The organism is Pseudoalteromonas sp. J2K-J031, assembly GCF_058197095.2.
This window is the reverse complement of record NZ_CM200279.1, coordinates 2,309,986-2,332,248: the sequence shown is the minus strand read 5'-3', so window position 1 is coordinate 2,332,248 and position 22,263 is coordinate 2,309,986. Positions and strand designations below refer to the sequence as shown.

13 protein-coding genes and 1 pseudogene are annotated in these 22,263 nt (G+C 41.6%); 10 read left to right on the top strand and 4 right to left on the bottom strand.

What is annotated here, in order from left to right:
* Positions 1-588: 588 nt before the first annotated feature.
* Positions 589-1,368, top strand: a pseudogene (locus AC3KZC_RS10505) (PAS domain-containing protein); the annotation flags it as partial.
* A gap of 111 nt (positions 1,369-1,479) precedes the next feature.
* Positions 1,480-1,893: a methyl-accepting chemotaxis protein gene (locus tag AC3KZC_RS10500; protein ID WP_490578974.1), complete on the top strand. Its 414-nt coding sequence runs from the start codon at positions 1,480-1,482 to the stop codon at positions 1,891-1,893.
* 118 nt (positions 1,894-2,011) lie between these two features.
* Here the strand turns inward: AC3KZC_RS10500 and AC3KZC_RS10495 are convergent, their stop codons facing one another.
* Entirely contained in the window at positions 2,012-2,560 is a 549-nt protein-coding gene (locus AC3KZC_RS10495; protein WP_490578922.1) for a DUF2937 family protein, read from the bottom strand.
* Positions 2,561-2,769: 209 nt separating this feature from the next.
* Here AC3KZC_RS10495 and hrpA point away from each other — a divergent pair, with 209 nt between their 5' ends.
* The 3 genes from hrpA to AC3KZC_RS10480 all read left to right on the top strand — a co-directional run bounded on the left by hrpA (position 2,770) and on the right by AC3KZC_RS10480 (position 7,542).
* On the top strand, positions 2,770-6,660 hold the full coding sequence (gene hrpA / locus AC3KZC_RS10490) for an ATP-dependent RNA helicase HrpA (RefSeq protein ID WP_490578973.1): 3,891 nt from the start codon (positions 2,770-2,772) through the stop codon (positions 6,658-6,660).
* 148 nt (positions 6,661-6,808) lie between these two features.
* Positions 6,809-7,207, top strand: a complete 399-nt coding sequence (locus tag AC3KZC_RS10485; RefSeq protein ID WP_490578921.1) for a response regulator — start codon at positions 6,809-6,811, stop codon at positions 7,205-7,207.
* 38 nt (positions 7,208-7,245) lie between these two features.
* On the top strand, positions 7,246-7,542 hold the full coding sequence (locus AC3KZC_RS10480; protein ID WP_040644116.1) for a PilZ domain-containing protein: 297 nt from the start codon (positions 7,246-7,248) through the stop codon (positions 7,540-7,542).
* A gap of 103 nt (positions 7,543-7,645) precedes the next feature.
* On the opposite strand, the gene AC3KZC_RS10475 is transcribed toward AC3KZC_RS10480, so the two are convergent.
* From AC3KZC_RS10475 to astB, 3 genes are all read right to left on the bottom strand, one after another.
* The gene (locus AC3KZC_RS10475; protein ID WP_490578920.1) at positions 7,646-9,733 is read right to left on the bottom strand and encodes a S8 family serine peptidase; all 2,088 of its coding nucleotides are present in this window, start codon (positions 9,731-9,733) and stop codon (positions 7,646-7,648) included.
* Positions 9,734-10,302: 569 nt separating this feature from the next.
* On the bottom strand, positions 10,303-11,493 hold the full coding sequence (locus tag AC3KZC_RS10470; protein ID WP_490578919.1) for a class I SAM-dependent methyltransferase: 1,191 nt from the start codon (positions 11,491-11,493) through the stop codon (positions 10,303-10,305).
* A 107-nt stretch (positions 11,494-11,600) separates the two neighbouring features.
* Positions 11,601-12,938, bottom strand: coding sequence for an N-succinylarginine dihydrolase (gene astB / locus AC3KZC_RS10465; RefSeq protein ID WP_490578918.1), 1,338 nt, complete (start codon positions 12,936-12,938; stop codon positions 11,601-11,603).
* Positions 12,939-13,126: 188 nt separating this feature from the next.
* Here astB and AC3KZC_RS10460 point away from each other — a divergent pair, with 188 nt between their 5' ends.
* From AC3KZC_RS10460 to AC3KZC_RS10440, 5 genes are all read left to right on the top strand, one after another.
* On the top strand, positions 13,127-13,702 hold the full coding sequence (locus AC3KZC_RS10460) for a hypothetical protein (protein ID WP_490578917.1): 576 nt from the start codon (positions 13,127-13,129) through the stop codon (positions 13,700-13,702).
* A gap of 82 nt (positions 13,703-13,784) precedes the next feature.
* Positions 13,785-14,756, top strand: coding sequence for an acetoacetate decarboxylase (locus tag AC3KZC_RS10455; RefSeq protein ID WP_490578916.1), 972 nt, complete (start codon positions 13,785-13,787; stop codon positions 14,754-14,756).
* Positions 14,757-14,766: 10 nt separating this feature from the next.
* Positions 14,767-17,013 (top strand): NAD(P)-binding protein, encoded by a 2,247-nt coding sequence (locus AC3KZC_RS10450; RefSeq protein WP_490578915.1) that lies wholly within the window; start codon positions 14,767-14,769, stop codon positions 17,011-17,013.
* A 193-nt stretch (positions 17,014-17,206) separates the two neighbouring features.
* A complete protein-coding gene (locus AC3KZC_RS10445; protein ID WP_490578914.1) occupies positions 17,207-19,450 on the top strand; it encodes a TonB-dependent receptor in 2,244 nt (747 codons plus the stop codon).
* Between the two features lie 42 nt (positions 19,451-19,492).
* Positions 19,493-22,204 carry a 7TM diverse intracellular signaling domain-containing protein gene (locus tag AC3KZC_RS10440; RefSeq protein ID WP_490578913.1) on the top strand — a complete coding sequence of 904 codons (2,712 nt, stop codon included), beginning with the start codon at positions 19,493-19,495 and terminating at the stop codon, positions 22,202-22,204.
* Positions 22,205-22,263: the final 59 nt, after the last annotated feature.

Sequence of the window (22,263 nt, the reverse complement as noted above, 5' to 3'; positions counted from 1 at the left end):
ACCTGAAAAAATAGATTTGATGAATAATGCACGACAGGAAGTCGAGCAAGCTATGCTAAGGCATGGATGCCGCTTCATGGCGTTTATGGTTCACATCAAATGTATTTTTGAAGAGTCGTTTGATTGAGGGGCGCCGAGGGGTTCCAAGGGGAGACCGGCGATAGCCTCCCCTTGGCTGCCGTCGCCAGTGCGACAACAATACCAATTTAAAAAGCGGTTTTTCCATTTAAAAGCAGTTGTTGCTGTGAAAACGAGTAATGCTGTTAAATAGTTGCCGGGCTAAAGCCACATCAGGCTAATACCCAACCACAAAAGCGGGCAAGCTTCGCTCGCCTTCGCAAGCAGGCTTGCACCTACGTAAAACCAAACACATTACTAAAAAGTACTTGCGCGTTATTGCCTTAACTATGTGTTGGTTAGACCTGCGGGTGTTTACGTCCGTTGGGCTTATCTTGTGGTTTTTTCTTGCTTTTTGATAAACTATTGACAAAGCTAAAAGTAAGCTAGCAGTGCGATTTGGGTATCTGATAACTAGTTTATTACCATCAAGCGCTATTCATCCAATAACACCATTACATAGGCCTCGGTATGTTTTCATTTTTAAAAAAAGATCTTTCAGCACAGAATGAACTGATTAAACAGCAGCAATTACTTGATGAGTTAACAGCCAAGCTTACCGCGATAGAAAACGCTTCGGCGATGATTGAGTTTACACCTAAGGGCGACATTATTACGGCGAATGCAGCGTTTTTGAGTGTTATGGGGTATCGCCTTGAGGAAATAAAGGGAAAACACCACCGAATTTTTTGTGACTCAAAATATGCCCAATCCTCTCAATATAGCGGTTTTTGGAACAGCTTAAATCAAGGTAAGGGATTAAATGGGCAGTTTGAACGATTTAAAAAATCCGGTGAGCATGTCTGGCTTGAGGCTAAGTACACCCCAATATTTGATCGAAATGGTCAGATTCAAAAAATCATTAAGCTGGCCGTCGACATTACCGATAAAACAGACCTTGCACAAACACAGTCGCAAATTATTACCGCATTAAATCATTCGATGGCGGTTATTGAGTTTGAAACTGACGGTACAATTATTAATGCGAACGATAATTTTTTGGCCGCAACGGGTTATAAGCTCGGGGAGATTGTTGGTAAAAAGCATCAGATTTTTTGTACTAGCGAGTTCGCTAAAAGTAAAGAATACACTGCGATGTGGCAAAAATTGAAACAAGGGCAATATATTAATGGCCAGTTTCCTCGCATTGATAAATACGCAAAAGCATTATGGTTAGAGGCTAGTTATAACCCCATAATGGACTCGCAAGGGCGTGTTGTAAGAGTGATCAAATTTGCTTCTGATATAACCCAACGTATTGAAAAAATAGCGCATGTGCAGCAACAAGTCAGCGAGGCGTCGGCGTGTGCAGATAAAACCGGCAAAGAAGGTTCAAGTATTGCTACCCAAGCTGCTGATAGCATGCGTAAACTGTCAAAAGATATGACGCACGCTTCAAAAAGTATGAGCGAGCTCAACAAACAATCAGACGAAATTAATAATATTGTGTCAACCATTAGCGCGATTGCAGAGCAAACAAATTTATTAGCGCTTAACGCTGCCATTGAGGCTGCAAGAGCTGGCGACCAAGGCCGTGGTTTTGCGGTCGTTGCTGATGAAGTAAGGGGCCTTGCAGCAAGAACCACAGAGTCAACCAGCGAAATTGCCCAAGTAGTACAACGTAACTTAACCTTGTGTGATGAAGCCTGCCAGTTTATTGAGCACGGTAGCGAACAAGTTCAACACGGTGCGCAATTGATTGATCAGTTAAATGACTCTTTAGCAATGCTGAATAAAAATCTTTCTACCATCGTAGATGCGGTTGAAAAAGCCTAGTTGATCTACTTTTCAATCGCTAATTGGCGAAATTGCTCAGCTAACTCATCAAGGGTTTTAGCAAAAAACATTGTGTAGGCATAACGACCAGCTTTGTTGTTTTAATAACCCTTTTAAATCACCTTATCACCTTGCTAACTTTTGTAACCCTGCTGCCAAGCATGGCAATTAGCCCTGTGAATAAATCTAAGATCATTGCCAGTAATAAACCAGCAATTAAGCCAAAACCAATTGCGATGGGGTTGAGAACAATAAGGTAATTGTAGCTTTGCCATACTTGACTGCGAATGTCGCTAATTGGGGCGAGGGCGACATGTTGATATTGCGCCAAGGTTGATTGGTTAAACGCTTGCCATGCCGTTTTTAGCATCGCTTGGCGGGTTGCAATGGCGGTAATGCTGTTTGCGCCAGCGGTGATCACCGCATCGTTTTTAGCTTGATAGTAGGCAATCAGTTTATTGATATCACCGTCAAAAAATTTATCGGCATCGGCTTGAAATTGATTGAGGGCTTGGCTTGATTCGAGTAACCGTGCTTCGAGGTTTTTGCCGTATTGATCAACAAACCCCGGCACTTGTACGCCAATTAATACGCCAGCCATAAACAAGGTTAAACGTAAGTAGCTGGCAACTTTATTGCCAAACCGCTGTAAAAAAGTCGAGGCCATGTATGAGGTATCCAGATTAAAACGATTGCTATACGCTAGTTTAAGCTTTGCGGGAAATTACGCTAGCAATAATAACTTGATTTACCAAGTAATATAGAGGCACTTAATTATTGCCACTTAATTGCCAAACAGCGGCGCGTAAAGGTTTTCACTCCCTTGCAGAGTTTGATAAACTCACGGTCCTTTTGCAAATTGGTATTGTAAGTCGTATGGCACAGGCAACTCGTGAGTTATATCGCTCATTAAAACAGTGTTTAAACAAAGATCAGTTTTTCTTTAAACGTCGTTTAGACGGTATTTCAAAAATAAAAAATGAAGAAAAACAAGCCAAAATATTAGCTGAAGTCACGTTGGCGATTGAAAAAAGCATCGCCACACGGGCGCAACGTTTAGCCAATTTGCCAAAAGTGTCTTATCCCGAAAATTTGCCAGTCAGTCAGAAAAAAGACGATATCAAAGAAGCCATCGCCAATAACCAAGTGGTGATTGTTGCGGGCGAAACGGGCTCGGGTAAAACCACGCAGTTACCTAAAATTTGTTTAGAGCTTGGCCGAGGTGCGGCGGGTTTTATTGGCCATACCCAGCCACGCCGCTTAGCTGCGCGTACCGTTGCCAACCGAATTGCTGAAGAGCTTAATTGCCCACTTGGCCAAGAGGTCGGTTTTAAAATTCGATTTAACGATCAGGTATCGGATAAAACTGCGGTTAAACTGATGACCGATGGTATTTTATTGGCCGAAATTCAGCACGATCGCTTTTTAAATCAATACGATACTATCATTATCGATGAAGCGCATGAGCGCAGTTTAAACATCGACTTTATTTTAGGTTATTTAAAAAACCTATTACCGCGTCGCCCCGATTTAAAAGTCATTATTACCTCTGCTACCATCGATCCTGAGCGTTTTTCAAAGCATTTTAACGATGCGCCCATTATTGAAGTATCGGGTCGTACGTTTCCGGTTGATGTGCGTTATCGCCCCATCACCGAGGTTGATAAAGACGAAATGGAAGCCGAAGGCGACCAACTGCAAGGGATTTTTGATGCGGTTGATGAGCTGATGGCAGAAGGCCCAGGCGATATTTTGATTTTTATGAATGGTGAGCGCGAAATTCGTGATACCGCCGAGGCGCTCGGTAAACGTAACCTTAAACATACCGAAGTGCTGCCGCTTTATTCGCGCTTATCAAATGCAGAGCAAAACAAAATTTTTGCCAGTCATTCGGGCAGGCGCATTGTGCTATCAACAAACGTCGCTGAAACCTCGTTAACCGTACCAGGCATTAAATACGTTATAGACCCCGGCACAGCGCGTATTAGCCGTTACAGTTACCGCACCAAAGTGCAACGTTTACCGATTGAGGCGATTTCACAAGCGTCGGCCAATCAGCGAAAAGGCCGTTGTGGTCGTGTGCAAGCGGGTATCTGTATTCGTTTATACTCAGAAGACGACTTTTTAGGTCGCCCAGAATTTACCGATCCTGAAATACTGCGCACCAATTTAGCTTCGGTTATTTTGCAAATGTTGGCTTTAGGGCTTGGCGACATTAGCCAATTTCCATTTGTTCAGCCGCCAGATAACCGCAATATTACCGATGGCTTACGCTTGCTTGAAGAGCTCGAAGCCGTTGAAGAAGTTCAAGCGGGTAAAACGCCAAAACTGACACAATCAGGTAAAGAACTCAGCCGCTTACCCGTTGATCCGCGTTTGGCTAAAATGGTGCTGGCAGCCAAACAATTTAATTCAGTATTTGAAGTGATTGTGATTGTCGCGGCGATGTCGATTCAAGATCCGCGCGAGCGCCCACGAGAGAAAAAAGCGCAAAGCGAAGAAAAACATCAGCGCTTTAATGAGCCAGATTCTGATTTTATCGCCTTTTTAAATTTATGGCGTTACCTTGAAGAGCAACAACAAGCGCTGTCGAACAATCAATTTAGACGCATGTGCCAACTCGAATTCTTGGCCTATATGAGGGTGCGTGAATGGCAAGATTTGGTCTATCAACTGACCACCATTTGCCAAGAAATGAATGTGGCAATAAACAATGAACCTGCAGGGTTTGATGCTATTCATCAAGCGTTATTGGCGGGTTTACTGAGCCACATTGGTTTTAAAGATGAAGATAACAGCTATAAAGGCGCACGTAATTCGCGTTTTCATGTTTTTCCGGGCTCAAGTTTATTCAAAAAGAGCCCAAAATGGGTGATGGCAGCGGAGCTAGTTGAAACCAGCCGTTTGTTTGCCCGCATTAACGCCAAAATTGATTTAAAGTGGGTTGAACCATTAGCGCAGCATTTAATTAAGCGCAGTTATTCTGAACCACACTGGGAGAAAAAGCCCGGCTGTGTGATTGCCCTTGAGCAACAAACCTTATACGGGTTGATTATTGTTAATCAGCGCCGCACTGTGTACAGCAAAATTGACCCAAAACTGAGCCGTGAGCTCTTTATTCGCGAAGCGCTTGTGAATCAAGAGCTCGGTAAAGACGAGGGCTTTTTAAAGCATAATTTGGCGTTAGTTGAAGACATTCAAAGCCTTGAAAATAAAGCGCGTCGTCGTGATATTTTGGTTGATGACCAAACCTTGTTTGAGTTTTACGACAAAAAAATCCCTCTGCATGTTAATAACCGTAACGATTTTGCCCATTGGTGGAAAAAACAGCACAAAGCGGATGCTGGTTTTTTAAACATGACCCGCGAAAACTTGATGATGCATCAAGCGAACCATATTTCAGCGGCAGATTACCCTGATGTCTGGCAGCAAGACCGTTTAATGTTACCGCTTGAGTACCATTTTGAGCCGGGTAAAGCGGTGGATGGGGTTGCACTGCAAATCCCATTGGCGCTACTCAATCAGGTTGAGGACATTGGCTTTGATTGGCATATTCCGGCGTTTCGCCATGAGCTTATTACGGGTTTAATTAAGTCGTTGCCTAAAGCAACACGCCGCAATTTTGTGCCAGCGCCTAATTTTGCGGATGCAGTGATGGCGACCCTTGAACCAATGCAAGGTAAGTTTATTGAAGCGGTGAGCCAAAAGCTGCTGAAAATGAGTGGGATCCGCATTGATGAAAGCGAGTGGGATTACACCGCCCTTGCATCACATTTACGTATTATGTTTGAAGTGCGTGACGACAAAGGCGCGTTGCTTGCGCGTAACCATAATTTACAAGCGCTCAAAGATCAGCTGCAAGGTAAGGTCAGCGATACTTTGTCTAAAGTGGCGGATAAAGGGATTGAAAAAACCGAGCTAATCGAATGGGATTTTGGCGCGCTGCCACAAGCGTATGTTAAAAAACAAGCTGGTTACGAAATCAAGGCGTTTCCCGCTTTAGTCGATAAAAAATCATCGGCGGCGGTTGAGCTGTTCGATTCTCAACTCAAAGCTGAGCAAGCCCATAAACATGGATTGCGCCGCTTAATTTTGCTTAATATTCCATCGCCAATTAAATACTTACAGCAAAAGCTGCCAAATAAAGCCAAGCTGGGGCTTTATTTTAATCCGTTTGGCCAAGTTAAAGATTTAATTGATGACTGTATTGCCGCAGGGGTTGATACCTTATGCCCTGACTTTGCGCTGATCCGCGATGAAACGGACTTTAACCGCGCCAAAGAAAAAGTGCGTGGTGAGCTTGGGGATACCGTGGTGCAAATTGCCACTGAAGTTGAGCAAGTACTGAGCCTTGCTAATGCAATTCATAAACGGCTAAAGGGCAAAGTTGATTTGACCATGATCACCGCTCATGGCGATGTAAAACAACAGCTTTCAACGCTTATTTTTAAAGGGTTTGTCTGTGATTTTGGTGCTAATAAACTCAAAGATTTAGTGCGTTATTTACAAGCGATTGAACGGCGTCTTGAGAAATTACCCGTTGACCCAAATCGCGACCGCTTGTGTGTGCTTGAACTGAATAAAGTGGCAGAGGCCTATCAAGGCGAAGTGAATAAAGTGCCAAAAGGTTATGCATTACCTGAAGCATTACAGGCTATTTTTTGGATGCAGCAAGAGTTAAGAGTCTCATTTTTTGCGCAAACCTTAGGGACTCCGTATCCAGTTTCGGCAAAAAGAGTGCTAAATGCGATTAATGAACTAAAATAATTTTTGGGTTATTTAGTGGTAACACAAATACTTAGTCTTGGCTTTGGATAATGGTTGTACTAAATGCTTGCAAAAAATATCAACCGCTTTACTTTATAGTCATGCGCAACAGACTAATCTTGCACATGACTATGGATATGGAGGAAATATGATCAAGGACGCTGCAATGGATCTTTGCCAAAAACCAGCAAAAATTTTATTAGTCGATGATGAGTATTTTAATTTTGAGTTGCTCAAAGGAATTATTCCAGAGCGTTTTCAATTAGAGTATTTAGCCAGTGGTCAGTTGTGCCTTGGGCAGATTGTTACAGAGCATCCAGATTTGATTTTATTGGATGTGTGTATGCCTGGTTTAGACGGTTACGATACCTGCAGAATGATAAAAAATACGCCAGAGACCCAAGATATTCCAGTGTTGTTGCTGACAGGCTTGGAATCTGAACGGGATAAAAAAGCAGGCTTTGATGCGGGCTGTGACGATTACATAGTCAAACCATATTCGTTGCCACAATTAATAGAAAAAATATCTCATTATGTTGCCAAATAAGCACACCGAGATAATACAGGATGAGATAGGGGGTTGTTATGTTATATGAAGATAAACGGAATTTTTTCAGAATGATGGTCAATGCTGAAGTGCAGTTAACCTTAATTGATTCTGAAGCGGGTCGTCAAATTGATGGTGTGTGCCGGGACTTAAGTGCTACTGGTATGGCGATTGAAATTGATGAGCCAATTGAGATGAATATCACACTAAAAGTAAAAATAGCGTCATCAAACAACAGTGTGCCATCTCTTGAAGCGCTTGCTAAAGTAGTACGTTGTACTTCGTTAGAATCAAATGAATATTTACTTGGGTTAGAAATCATTGAAATGAACTAGTTTTAATGGAACTACCTTAAAAAGCCCTCAATTAAATGAGGGCTTTTTTGTTTTTAGCGCGCAAAGAGTTAGAGGCTAATATGCAGGGGCTAGAGCGCAAGGGCTAGTTACAGCCACCATTTGCAGTCCAAACTTGATGTTGCCCTGAATGGTCCGCAGGATTATCGCCTTTGGTCCACCAATTAGCGGTGTATTTAGTATTTTGATAGGCCACTTGATCGCCCGCAACATACACAGCACTTGTTGACCACGCCACTGCACCTGAGCAACCTTGTTGGCTATCACTGACTTGAACTTGTTGAGTTTTTGTCGCTTCGAGCCCATCAGCATCTTTTACAGTTAGCGAAACTTGATAGCTGCCAGCTTGGTTATAGGTATGGCTTGGGGATGTGTGTGTTGATGTGGCACCATCACCAAAAGACCACGTGCGGCTTGTGACCGCTTTGTCGTCGTTTGAGCTATCAGTAAAGCTGACTGCAAGTTTGTTTGTATTAAAACTGAAGTTTGCCACCGGTGCTTTATTTGTATTTCCACCCACACAGTTACCTAAGCGTTTCCAAACGTTGCTGTACACTTCTGGGTTAGCACCAGTTGACCACCAAGTTGCTTCAAATTGCTTATTATTGTAAGCCACTTTATCGCCAATTTTGTATGAGGTTGCACTATTCCATGCGACTAAACCATTACAGCCCGTATTTGAATCAGAACTAATAGTGACGACTTTGGACAATGAAGCCGATTGACCTGCGGTATCTTTTACTGTTAAACGAACGGTATATTGGCCATCAGCGTTGTAGGTAAAAGTTGGATTTTGTGCTGTAGAGGTTGAGTTATTTGTGTCACCAAATTGCCATGTATAACTGGTAATGCCTTTATCATCAGTTGATTGATTATTAAAGCTGACTTGTTTACCGCTTACATTGGCTGTAAAGCGTGCAGTCGGCGCTGCATCAGTGCCACCACCCGTACCACAATCGTTAGCTAAATAATCTGATGCAGCTTTTGCTTGAATTAAGCCAAAACCGTAAGATGTGTCGCGACCTGACGCGCCTTTATCTTTCGCCGTTTTATTAATAGCATCACGCACTTGTTGGTTGGTACAGTTAAGGTTATTACTCCATACGAGGGCTGCAACACCCGATACATGCGGTGTCGCCATTGAAGTTCCGCTAATGCTTTTATAGCCATTATTGTTCCAAGTCGAATTCACCCCAACACCCGGTGCGGCAATTTCAACTTGATTGTTAAATTGTGAAAATGATGCTTTGTTCTCGGAGCTATCGACGGCTGCAACTGAGACGACCGAATCATACGATGCAGGATAGCTTAATGAATTATTACCATCGTTTCCTGCTGCGGCAATATGTAACATCCCTTGCGCATAACTATTATCAAAAGCTTGGCGCTCTGCGGCCGATGAACCCCCGCCACCTAAACTCATGCTGGTAATGTTTGCTCCAGCCGCTTGGCACTGTGAAATGGCTTTGATTAAATCGGATCCGTATGCCCAGCGACCTTGGTCGTTAAATACTTTAACTATGTGTAAACCAAGCTGACCAGAAGGATTAACCCCAACCACACCTTGGTTATTACCACCAATTGCGGCAATGGTACCTGCCACATGAGTACCATGCCCGTTACCATCGTTATACCAATTTCCGGTATTGTTGCTGCCATAACCATCATCGCCGGTGATACCCGTACTTGGTAAGTCTGGGTGATTTAGGGTGTAGCCGGTGTCTAAAATACAGACTTTACGTTGGCCACTCATCGCATCAGAAAGCAGCGGCGCTTGCACCATATTAATACCATAAGGCGTGCTTTCGGCCAGTAAATAGCGTTTAGGGTCAACCTCAATGCTGGCGATATTGGGGTTATTTTCAAGAGATGCTTTTTGATCTGCAGTAAGATCTAAGGCGATAGCATTAATAGAAGGTAAATCTTGTAATACATTTGTTTGTACAGATGCAGCAATGGCGTGAGCCATATTTTGTTTAACAGTAGCAATTTGGAGTTCAGATGTGCTTTGGCTGTTTTCAAACACAGGGTTGATTTTATATTGCACTATAAAACGCTCTGTTAGTGGCGTTTCTAATTGTTGTTCTGTTGCGATGGTATGAAAACCGACCCCGCCGAGTAGCGCTAGTAAAATAGCATTTTTGCGAAAGTTAACCGTGTTGTTCTTGCTCATGTGCTGCAACTCCAATGTTAATGAATGATGGTTTATTAGGTTTAGTGAATGACGTTACAAAAAATTCACATACCTAAAAAAGCAACAAATGATAACGCTGTCAATTTTTATTTTACGAAAAAGGCTTGCTATGCCTGTGATAGATGACTGTACCGAATATTATACAGAGTGTTTGCTGTATGTTAGAAGTACTGAACTCGCTATGGAGTATTTACACTAATTATGGATTTTATAAACTGCATTTGTACCGATTTATTGACGGATTTATAACGTAATTTTTAGTATTTATATTTATTTAATCTTTAGAAACCGAATAATGTTCATTTTGTACTTGCATGAAAGCGATAAGGTTTGACCCTGAGTGTGGCAAAATACATGAGGCTAAAACCAAAGTATGGTCGGAGCAACGTCATGTTTGAGGTTAATTAACCCGATCTCAGGTGAATTGAATATGAGCAGCGCTAAAAAGAGGAGGGGGAGTCACCAGCGTATTTAAATCAGTGAGGCCAATTTAGTAAATAAAGCAAACCCCAACATTTTGGAGTTTGCTGATTGATATGGAAAAGGAATTAATAAACTTTACAGACTAACCCTTTGAGGTAAAACCCTTCTGGATAGGGGCCTGCAATAGGGTGGTCGGCCGCTTGATTTAAACGCTCCATAATCAATAAATCTTTGCCTGCATCAAGGGCTGCATCAGCCACTACTTTTTGAAATAAGTTTTGATCCATTAAACCAGAGCACGAAAACGTGAGTAATGTGCCGCCTGGTTTTAAAATTTGCATCGCAATCATATTAATATCTTTATAACCACGGCATGCACCTGTGAGCTGTGCTTTATTATCGGCAAATTTTGGTGGATCCATCACCACAGTATCAAATAATCGGCCTTCTTCACGGTATTGGCGCAGCAGCTTAAATACATCCTGTTTCACAAATTCGGCTTTGCTTAAATCTAAATTATTGATTTCAACATTACGTTTTGCAGTATCAAGTGCCGGTTGTGACACATCAACGTTGATTACGCTTTTACAGTTACCGCGTAGTGCGTATAAACCAAACGTACCGGTATAACAAAAACAGTTCAGAACATCGTTGCCTTCTGAGAAACGCTCAAGTGCTGCGCGGCTATCACGTTGATCAAGGTAAAACCCTGTTTTATGACCGCCAATAATATCGACTTCAATTTTAAGGCCATTTTCTTCAATAATGACAGGTGCAGTTGGGGCAACGCCATGCAGCACACCGACTGTGGGCTCAAGGCCTTCTTTGGTGCGAACATCCACGTCAGAGCGCTCATAGATGTTGCACTCAGGGAAAATAGCGCGCAGTGCCATCACAATATCGCCTTTATGGCGCTCGGCGCCTGCACTGAGTAACTGACAGACTAAATAATTGTCGAATTTATCAATGGTGATCCCAGGTAAATAATCTGATTCTGCAGCCACTAAACGATAGCCAGTTAAGCCACCTGCTTTGATAACTGATTGACGGGCATCAAGTGCACGACGAATGCGTTTTTCAAAAAAAGCAGGATCAATACTCTCGTTTTGTTCAAAGCTCCAGACCCTTGCACGAATTTGCGAATGCGGGCTGTATGAGGCAACTGCTAAAAACTGACCATTGGCATCGTAAATATCAACTGTGTCTCCAAGGCCTGGCTTCCCTTTCATTTTTTTGATGGCTTTAGAAAAAATCCAAGGGTGTTTGCGTTTAAGTGCTTTGTCACGACCGGCTTCAAGATAGATAGCAGAAGACATAAAGATTCCAATAAAGAGATAAGGGCGCTAATTTTAGTGAAGCGCCCCTGAAGTTACAATCTAAAATGTCTATTTTACGCAATCAGTGGTGATGACAAATCGCGCGCTTAACGCTGAAAATCATAGACAGACCCTAAATGTAGAATTTTGCTTAACTCATCAAGCGCTGTTTGGCATTCGTTGAGTAAGCTAATATCAGCTAAATCGGCTAGGTTTAGGCGGTCGCGATAATGTTTTTCAACCCAGTGACATATCGTGTGGTAAAGATCTACTGAAAACAAACAATGTTGATTAACCGCTTGCAGCTCTTTTGATGACAGCGGCACTCTTAAACGTAAACACGCAGGACCGCCGCCATTTCGCATACTTTGGTTTAAATCATAATAATGGATGTGGCTAATTGGATTGTCGGCTTGCTGTAAATGGGCTAGATACGTTGCCACTCGATCATTGTGTTGGCATTCGCTTGGTGCGATTAAGGCCATGCCACCAAAAGGTAAGCTGACTAATTGCGAATTAAATAAATAGCTGCTGATTGCATCGTTAATACTCACATGCTGAGTTTTGACTTCAATGAGATACAAGGGTCGATTGCCCGGATAGGCTTGTTGGATTTGCTGTATTTGTGCTGCGCTATTTAAAAAGGCTTCTTCATGAAACAACATGACATTTTCATTTGCCACTGCAATCACATCATTATGAAATACACCTGCATCAATCACCTGTGGATTTTGTTGAATAAAAAAGGTGGGTTCGCCAAGTTGATGTAAGCGTGCAATAGCTTGGCTTGCTTCAAGGGATTGGCGTGCAGGATAACGCAGCGGTTTAGGGTGTGTGCTGTCAAAACTACTGGCTCCGTAAACAAAACAATTTAACCCCAAATGGCCATGGGTGTCGCATAAGCGCATATGATTGGCGGCACCTTCATCGCAAAAATGTTGCCCACTGGGTAATGGGTCGTGGTGAACAAAATGGGCATCATGCTTAAACATGGCTTGCAGTAAACGTCCTGTGGTGGGCGCTTCGATGGCGCGGTGAAACTTATTCGCTAAATTAGCAGGGGTAAAATGTACTTTTTGATCCTCGCAATCGGCACTGGCACTGACGGTTGCTGCATTGGCGCTCCACATCGAAGAGGCCGAATAACACGTTTTTAATAAGTGCGGTTGCTGCCGTGCAACCTGATTGATGATGTAACTATCGGTACCTGAAAAGCCGAGTTTGCGCAAAGTGCTGAGATCGGGGCGGGCATGGGGTGCAAATACGCCTTGCACTAATCCTTGGTCATGCATCGCTTTCATTTTTGCTAAACCTTGCAATGCGGCTTGTTTTGGATTGGCGTTGTGTTGGGAGTTTTGCAAAGAAGCAACATTCCCAAACGATAAGCCTGCGTAGTTGTGACTTGGGCCGACTAGGCCATCATAGTTAACTTCATAAAAATGCATCGGTGCTCTGTCCTTGTGCGCGACGTATCCATAACTGCACTAACACAGTGCAGTAAAGGGAAAATCGGGCGTTGTTGTCATGGAATAAGCCTAAGATAGCGAGGATCATGCCAGAAAAAAGAAACTGCTATTTTCTGACTGCTACGTTAAGATTGGCTAGAATTTAGACACAAATTCAAAGGGCTATTATGAAAGTGGTATTTGTAAGTGATATTTTTGGCCTGACACCGCATTTAGTAACGTGGGCAGCGCAGCTTCAGTCAATAGGCGCACAATGTGACATCGTAACCCCATATCGCACAGCTCCCCCTCAATTTTTAAATGATCAACACGCATATGAGTATTTTTTATCGCAGGGCGGTCATGCTCACTATCTTCAATTATTACAACAACAGGCGCATCAACTGCACCATGCACATTACATTATTGCATTTAGTGCTGGGGCTTCTGCTGTATGGGCCTTAAGTAGTCAACACGCCACACATGTGCAGCCGCACGTGATGCTGTTTTATCCCAGTCAAATTCGTAATCAAACGTCACTTCAGCCACACTGGCCAACAGAAGTTATTTTTGCTCATCACGAAACACATTTTGATGTTGTGAGGGTTATGGCGCTGCTTAAAGCACAGCAAAATCCAATGGTGACAATGTCTCGTAGTCAGTATCTACATGGTTGTTTAAATCCACAATCAGACAATTTTAATCAAGCGTCGTGTGATCTCTATCAACGCCTAGTGCGCGATGCACTGGTCGGCACAGCATAAAAAATTCATGCGTTTTAAGTACCTAATTTAGTAAAGTTTGATTACAGTTGTTGAGTCTAAAAATAAAAGTAAGGGGATCAGGATGTCAGAATCAATTCGACCAAATTATGTTCATTTTCCAGGGAATGTGATTGCTAAACCGCCGTGTCGCATGCTCAATGCCAACATGTATGGTTTTTTTGTTAAAGGGGATTTAGCGCTTATTCAAGCTTACCTAGATCAGACATTAAACACAGTAGCAACCAGCGAGATGCGCTTTAAAGCGTTGTCGGCCTATACGCTTTTGACCTTTACAGATATTGAAAATATTGCTTCAAAGGTGCCCCCTTACCAGCAACAAGGCTGGATGCAAGAAACCGATGTGATTATTTGGTTGCCGGTGGCTAAAATGGTTAAAAAACACGGCAAAGAGAAGGTTGATCATATTTATTGGTATCCAGCATTTATTTGTGTAAACAATATTTATGCCCTGATCAATGGCCGTGAAACATGGGGCTACAACAAATATTTGTGCCAATACCAAATGCCAAACATCGGTGAGCCCGCCAATTATTTTTCGCTGTCGGTGGATGCATTTGAACCGTTTTCATTAGAAACAAAAATGGCCCAACATACGTTATTAGAAGTAAAAAAAGTGGCCGAAGGCAGTGAAAATCCGATTGTTGAATTTGTCGATTTAGTCAAAGAGGCGTTTGCGCTTTTAAAGGCTGAACAAGACTTTTTTGATTTAGATTTAAATGCCTTAAAACAGTTACTCGATGGATTTATCCACCCTCAGATGGATCAAATTTTATTTAAACAGTTTCCCGATGGTCAAGGTGATAAAGCGGTGTATCAAGCGGTGATGCATTCGCCTTCTATTATTAAAAAAATCCATAAAGCAGCGCTGCTGACCCATGAATACCAAGTCACATTTCATCAGATTGACACGTTTCCACTTGAGCAGATGTTTGGTTTAAAAGTAGGCACACAAGATGCGATTTTGCCTTTTAGCGTGTTGATGGATTTTGATCAAGAACCCGCTTTTGAAATCGCAACTAACCCAGCTTGTTAAGGAAAACACCATGACACAACAAAAAATTGCCATTTTAGGCGGTGGCGTCTCTGCGATGACATCGGCATTTTACTTGACCCAGCAAGCGAATTGGCAAGAAAAATATGACATCACTGTTTATCAGCAAGGCTGGCGTTTAGGTGGCAAAGGGGCCAGTGGCCGTAACGCCCAGCTAGGCGAGCGCATTGAAGAGCATGGTTTGCATGTGTGGTTTGGCGCGTATGTAAACTCGTTTAAAACTATTGAAGCTGTGTATGATCAATTGGCCCGCCCAGCAGGAGTACCACTTGCAACGTGGCAAGAAGCATTTAAACCCCACAGTTTTGTGGTGCTGCAAGAGTTGATTGACGCGCAGTGGGATACTTGGGCTATCGATTTTCCTGAAATTCCAGGTAATCCAGCAGAAGGGACTTTGGAGTTTCATTTTTGGGAAATTGTTCAATTTGTTTATGTGTGGCTAAAAAAGTTTATTGATGATTTAGAGCATAAAGGCAAGTTACTGGACAAAAGCAGCAAAGTGGCGGTTTATGAAGATGATGATGAAGGCTTACTCACACACTTTTATGACCAAATTAAAGATAAAGTTGATGATATTGCTGATGATTTCGCAGAATTTAAAGATGGGGTAGAAGAGTCACTTGCACAAATAAGTGATCATATTCGGTTATCGAGCTTACAAGTAGGCCAGTTTTTACAAAAACGGGTTGATGATAAAGACTTGAATAATCATAAACATCACAGTGCTCTGGCGTTCTTACTTCGCAAAATGAAAACGTGGTTAGTGAATGAGTTTGATGATCTGTTAGACGATCACGATGACATTCGCCGTATCTATATTTGTGTTGATTTAGGCCTTGCGATTTTAACCGGCTTGCTTGATGACAAAGTGTATAAACATGGCTTTGGCGTACTTAATCAATATGACTTTAGGCAGTGGTTATTAAAAAGTGGCGCGAATGATAAATATTCAGTGCATTCTGCGCCAGTACGAGGTTTTTATGATTTAGTATTTGCTTACGAAAATGGCAATTTTGACCAACCAAACGTTGAAGCTGGGGTGGCATGTTTAGCGATGCTGCGCATTGCATTGTGTTATCGCGGTGGGGTGATGTGGAAAATGCAGGCGGGCATGGGCGATACTATTTTTAGTCCAATGTACGAATTGTTAAGCCGCCAAGGGGTGAAGTTTGAATTTTTTAATCAAGTGACTGAGTTAGTACCAGGCAAAGACTTATTGCAACAAGACTGCATCGAACAAATTAATTTAGTGCAGCAAGTAGCGTTAGCCAACCCCGCAAAAGAATATGTACCGCTGGTGGACGTGAAAGGCTTAGCATGCTGGCCAAGTTCACCGTTACTGGCGCAAATTGAGCCAAGCCAAGCTGCTTTAATTACCGAGCATAACATTAATTTAGAAGCATTTTGGACGACCTGGCCCAAGGTTTACCAAGCAGCATTTGGCCAACCGCTGCCGACTAGAACCTTACAACGTGGGATTGATTTTGATGAGGTGATTTTTGGTATTTCAGTCGGTGGTTTACCCCATGTGGCGGCCAAATTGCTGGATATTGACGCGGCGCTCAAAGACACTTCAGAGCAGGTCAAAACCGTTGCCACTCAAGCATTTCAACTATGGCTTGATGTGCCATTAAACCAATTGGGTTGGACAGATATTCCTGCTTCTGGCGAAGAACCTATTTTAAGTGGTTTTAGTGAACCATTTGATACTTGGGCTTCAATGGATCAACTGATTTGCCGCGAAACGTGGACACCTGAGCTTGAACCTAAAAATGTCGCTTATTTTTGCAGTGCCTTGCCAATGGATAATTATCCACCTCAATCGGTAACCAATTTTGCCGATATGTGTACTGAACAAGTAAAAGATAACGCTATTTTTAAACTTAAAAATCAGATGTTTGAACTTTGGCCTGCTGTGGCAAGCGAAGGGGAGTTTGCATGGCAGCATTTAATTGACCCACAAAATCGCAGCGGTGAAGCCCGCTTTGATAGCCAATATTGGCGCGCTAACGTTGACCCATCAGAGCGCTATGTTTTATCGGTAAAAGGAAGCAGTGCGTATCGATTAGATACAGATGGTAGTCTTTTTCAAAACTTGTATTTAACGGGTGATTGGATCAAAACCGGGGTCAATGCGGGGTGTGTTGAAGCGGCGGTGATGGCCGGCATGCAAACATCACGTGCTATAAGTGGTTACCCTACTCATATTGATGGCGAAAATGGCTTTGATCCCGATTAACGTTAGTTTGTTAATCGGCCCTTGATTATGAAGTTACTTTAGAAAAAAACTGTTTTACTGATGATAATTACGCAATAATAACAGCTAAATCGTTGTTATTATTGCGCCTATTTAATGGCATATTTTTTATATCTACTATACTGCAACTTGAAATTCAATTTTTGCTTTGTTAATTAAAATAATGGATGTTTCTATGGCCTCTTATCCGGTTTTTTTTGCTTTATCAGCCCTCACTCTTGCAGTTAATACCGTTGTAAATGTTGCTCAAGCCGATGATACAATTAAAGAAATTGAAGTTATTCAAGTCTATGCGCAAAAACGATTACAGCGCATTCAAGATGTCAGTGTCGCTGTTACATCCATTAATGGCGCAGCACTGCGTGAGCAACGGATTAAAGATACCACTGAACTTGCTTCATTCGCGCCAAATTTAAAAATCAGTCAAAATGCTGCAGAAGGCACCCCCCCAGCGATTAATATCCGAGGCGTGGGCTTGATTGATTACAATACTTCTAATACGTCACCGGTTAGTTTTTATATCGACGATGTTGTCGCAGGCTCGGCAAATAATCAAATTGTAAACTTGTTTGATATGGAACAAGTTGAGGTATTACGCGGTCCGCAGGGCACCTTGTTTGGTCGAAATAGCACAGGCGGTGCGATTTTATTACGCTCAGCACGCCCAGAGAGTGAGTTTGGTGGTTATGTGACTGCTGGGCTTGCTAATAACGATCATCAAACGCTGGAAGGTGCGATTAATGTACCTATTACTGATGATACCGCTGCTCGTTTTGCTTTTAGTCATCAAGATTATGATTATTCAACGAATAATTTACTCGCTAGTTCGCCCATTGCAGGTATGAAACAAGATAATTATCGTTTTTTACTGAGCAGTGATTTTGGTAAACTGAATGTGTTAATCAAAGCGCACCTTGAAGATTGGAGCGGGATCGTACAACCTGTTGGCAGTATTGGTTTGTTTAAAAATCCAGCTACGCAAGCTCCGTGTACGGTGAGTGAAGCAGGGTCAACATCTTGTACTGATGCGTTTGGGTATAATTCTGGCAGCAACGATTTTTATGATGTGAAAGTCAATAATAATAGCCCACATGACACTGACTCCAAAGGTTTTAGCCTTAATTTAACCGGGCAGTTAAACGCAGATACGACTTTAGTGTCTGTCACAAGTTGGGACACATTAAAAAGACAACATGCGTTTAATTGTGATGGGTCTCCTAGTCGTTTATGTGAGGGAAATCTTGGGCTTAAAAATGATGTGATCACGCAAGAATTACGGATGCATCATCAAATGGGCGATCATTACCTGATTGCAGGTGCTTTTTTGCTTGATGAAAGTATTGTTCAAGATAATTACAATGATATTCTTCGTGACCTTCGAGGTGTTACTCCGCAAGCTGTGACGTTTATTTACGATAATCAGATAGAGGTAGGATCAAGTGCCTTGTTTGCTCAGTACGATTATCGCTTTAGTACGCAAACAACCTTCACGGCAGGTTTACGCTATACGTCTGAGTCAACTGATTATGAAAGTATTACTCATTTAAATGTCGGCACTGACCCTAATGATTATGTCGGTTTAACTATTCCTTTTTATCAAGTATCGGGTTCCCAAGATGACAATAAATGGTCAGGAAAGTTGGCTGTAAATCATCAGCTTGATAGCCATAACTCCGTCTATTACAGTTTTTCTAATGGGTTCAAAAGTGGTGGCTATAATGGCGGCTTTTTATCATCGCTTGAGCAAGCTCAATTGGCGGATTATGGTGCTGAAACACTTAATGCGCATGAAGTAGGTGCAAAACTGACTTTGCTTGACCAAGACTTGGCCATTAATATGGCTGCGTTTTATTATGATTACCAAGACCAACAAGTTTTTATGAATCAGGCTTCAACTGTGCCTAATGCACCGCCGTTGCAATTGCTTGAAAATGTGGGTTCATCGACTATTTATGGTTCTGAAATTGAACTATTTTACACGCCAACATCTCAGCTTTATTTTCAATTTGGTGTAGGATATTTACCAGAGGCCAACTTTGACAAATTTATTGACCCAACGGGTACAGAGCTGACAGATCATCGCCTTCCATTTACCTCTAAATGGAATATTAGTGGGTTAGCTAATTATGAAATGCCGCTTTTTAGTCATCACCTCATTTTACAATTAAACTTTGATTATCAATCGGATTACTACTTTGACCAAAACGAAAACCCATATGCTGAGCAGTCAGGCTATACCCTTTGGAATGGGTTTGTGCGCTACGAAAGTGATGACTGGGATGTCTCTTTATGGGGTAAAAATATATTTGGTCAACAATACAGTCATTTGAAATTCGACTTAAGTAGCTTTTTAGGCATGCTTGAAGATTTTAAAGGTGAAGGGCGTCGCTACGGTGTGTTATTTCAATATCATTTTTAAACATACAGGTTTTGTAGATCTAATGAGGCGGTAAATATAAAAGTGAAGTACTTGCTCAAAGACGCTTTCCGATTCTATGCAGTATTTTTATTACTGTGTCTTGTTACAAGCTTTTATTCTGTAGCAAGTACAGCTGATCCTTTAAAAACTTTTATATTAAACACCGCTACATTACATGACAATTTGCTGGTGGAGGGAAAGCTATTTGCTGCAACGGACAGCGAGTTTCCAGCTGAATTTGATCAGGTCGAGTCGTGGTTTGCAGATAAAAAACCCCTTGAGGATGTTAGCTATTTTGGTGGGCAATATTGGTTTGTTGTAAAGTTAGAAAATAAAACCGATGAGCAAGACATGGTTTTTTATCCTTATAATACGGTCATAGACAGTATTAAATCTCATATTTATTCCCCAAGTTTTACTCAAAAAATTGAAACGGGTGCTCAATTTGAAACTGAATTTGATTTTCATTATGGTAATCGAGTGTTTATTGCAAAGGGTAAACCTCATTATATTGTGACACTCTTTACAAGTGAGTATTTTTATACCCCCGCAAAACTTGTTTTAGTACCCGATCATACTTTTGTGAAAAAAGTGACCAATGAAACGGTTGTTTTAGTTTTGTGTTTGGGGTTTGGTTTGGCGCTAGGCTTTTATAATTTACTTATTTATATTGGCTCTAGAGATGTTACCAATCTGTATTATGCGTTATTTACCGTTACTTGGATTTTTGCTTGGTCATTCTTTTTTCATATTCCAAAAGAGTTATTTGATATACATAACTCAAGCCTTCATTGGGTTGGTTTTACCCTAACACCCATCACGAATATTTTATTTTATAACCACTTTTTAAAATTACGCGAAGCAGCTCCACGTCAGGCGAAAATATCATTAACTATTGGGTGGGTCGCGGCACTGGGGATTCCTTTGGTGATGTATTCACCGGGCTTTGGTTTTATTTGGGCATCATTGGTTACTGGAATTGCCATGATGTTTGGTTTTTATGTGGGGGTATGTGCTTGGTTTAGAGGCTTTAAGCCAGCTAAATATTTCATTATGGCGTATTTGGCCATGTTTTTACCCAATATGTTTGCCAACATGACCAACCTTGGGGTGTTACCGCCCATTGACATTAACTTGTATTTATTAGGGTTGATTGGCACAACATTAGATGCATTATTATTGGCATTTGCTGTGGCCGATAAATTACGCATTTTAAATAATGAAAATCATGAATTAACGCGTAACTTAGAAGAAAAAGTATTGTTACGCACGCAAATGCTAGAAAATATGACGCACGAATTGCGTGATGCAAATGAAGCGAAGAGTCGGTTTTTAGCTAATATGAGTCATGAAATTCGAACCCCTATGACGTCAATAATTGGTTATGCCGATGGAATTATTTTAGGGGATATTGAACCGAGAAATCACGGCAAAGCCGTGCAGGTCATCGCCCAAAATGGCAACCATGTACTGGGGATTATCAATGACATTTTAGATATGTCTAAAATCGAAGCAAACAAACTTGAAGTGGAGTGGATTGAAACCGATTTATTTTCGACTATTGCAAATGTTGAATCTATTTTAGGTAAACAGATTAGAGATAAAGGGCTTGAGTTTAAGGTGTTGTATGTTTTCCCATTGCCTGAAAAAATAATTATCGACCCAACTCGCTTACGACAAATTCTGTTAAACCTGACTAATAACGCAATGAAATTCACCGATTATGGCTCAATTACTTTAATTGTCTCTTACCTAGAAGGTAAGCTGGTTATTCGAGTGAAAGACAGTGGTATTGGTATGAGTGCAGAGCAAACTCAAAAGTTATTTGAGGCCTTTTCGCAAGCAGATACCTCCACAACGCGCAAATATGGTGGCACTGGATTAGGGCTGAATATCTCTAAAAATTTAGCGCATAAATTAGGTGGCGATATTTCAGTGAAAAGTGAAATAGGTAAGGGTTCTGAATTTATCGTCACGTTGGCATGTCGCTTAGCACCGAATAATCGCATGATTAAAGATATGCTCGACTTGATCAAACTACCTGAAACAGGCTATCAGGCTGAACAGACCACGCAAAAACTCTCTGGCACAATATTACTAGCAGAAGATCATCCTGATAACCGTGCGTTAGTTAAACGCATTTTAGAGCGAATGGGTCTGCAGGTAACAGCGGTTGCAAATGGGCAAGATGCCGTACAGGCCACCCTAGATGATGAATTTGATCTTATTTTGCTCGATATTCAAATGCCTGTTATGGATGGTATTCAAGCCATCAGTATTATTTTAGCAACAGGTTGTACGACGCCAATTATTGCGCTCACTGCAAATGCGATGGATCATGAGGTACAGCGTTATTTAAAACTCGGGTTTAGTGATCATTTGGCAAAGCCGATTGATAGAACTATGTTTGTGAAAAAAATATCTCATTATTTACAAGTTGAATTAGACGATGATATTGAACTCTCTCCTGCAGAGATGGCAAAGCTAAAGACAAATTTTGTCAAAAGTCTGCAAGAAAGTATCAGTTCAATTGAATTACAAATGCGAACCAAAAGCTGGCAAGAATTAGCACTAAATGCCCATGCAATTCGCGGAGCTGCAGGGATGTTTGGTTTTGGCCAAATTAGTGATCTTGCCAGTGAGCTTGAGTGTGTAGCAAAAGAAAAAGGTGAGGGCGACATTATTAAAGCAACAGAAACGTTATTATCTGAAATAAGACACTGTTTTGATGAGTATTCTTCTATAGATTTCTAATTTTTTAATCGTCCTACAATACAATTGTGCCACAATAGGTCATCGTGTTTTTTTAGGTT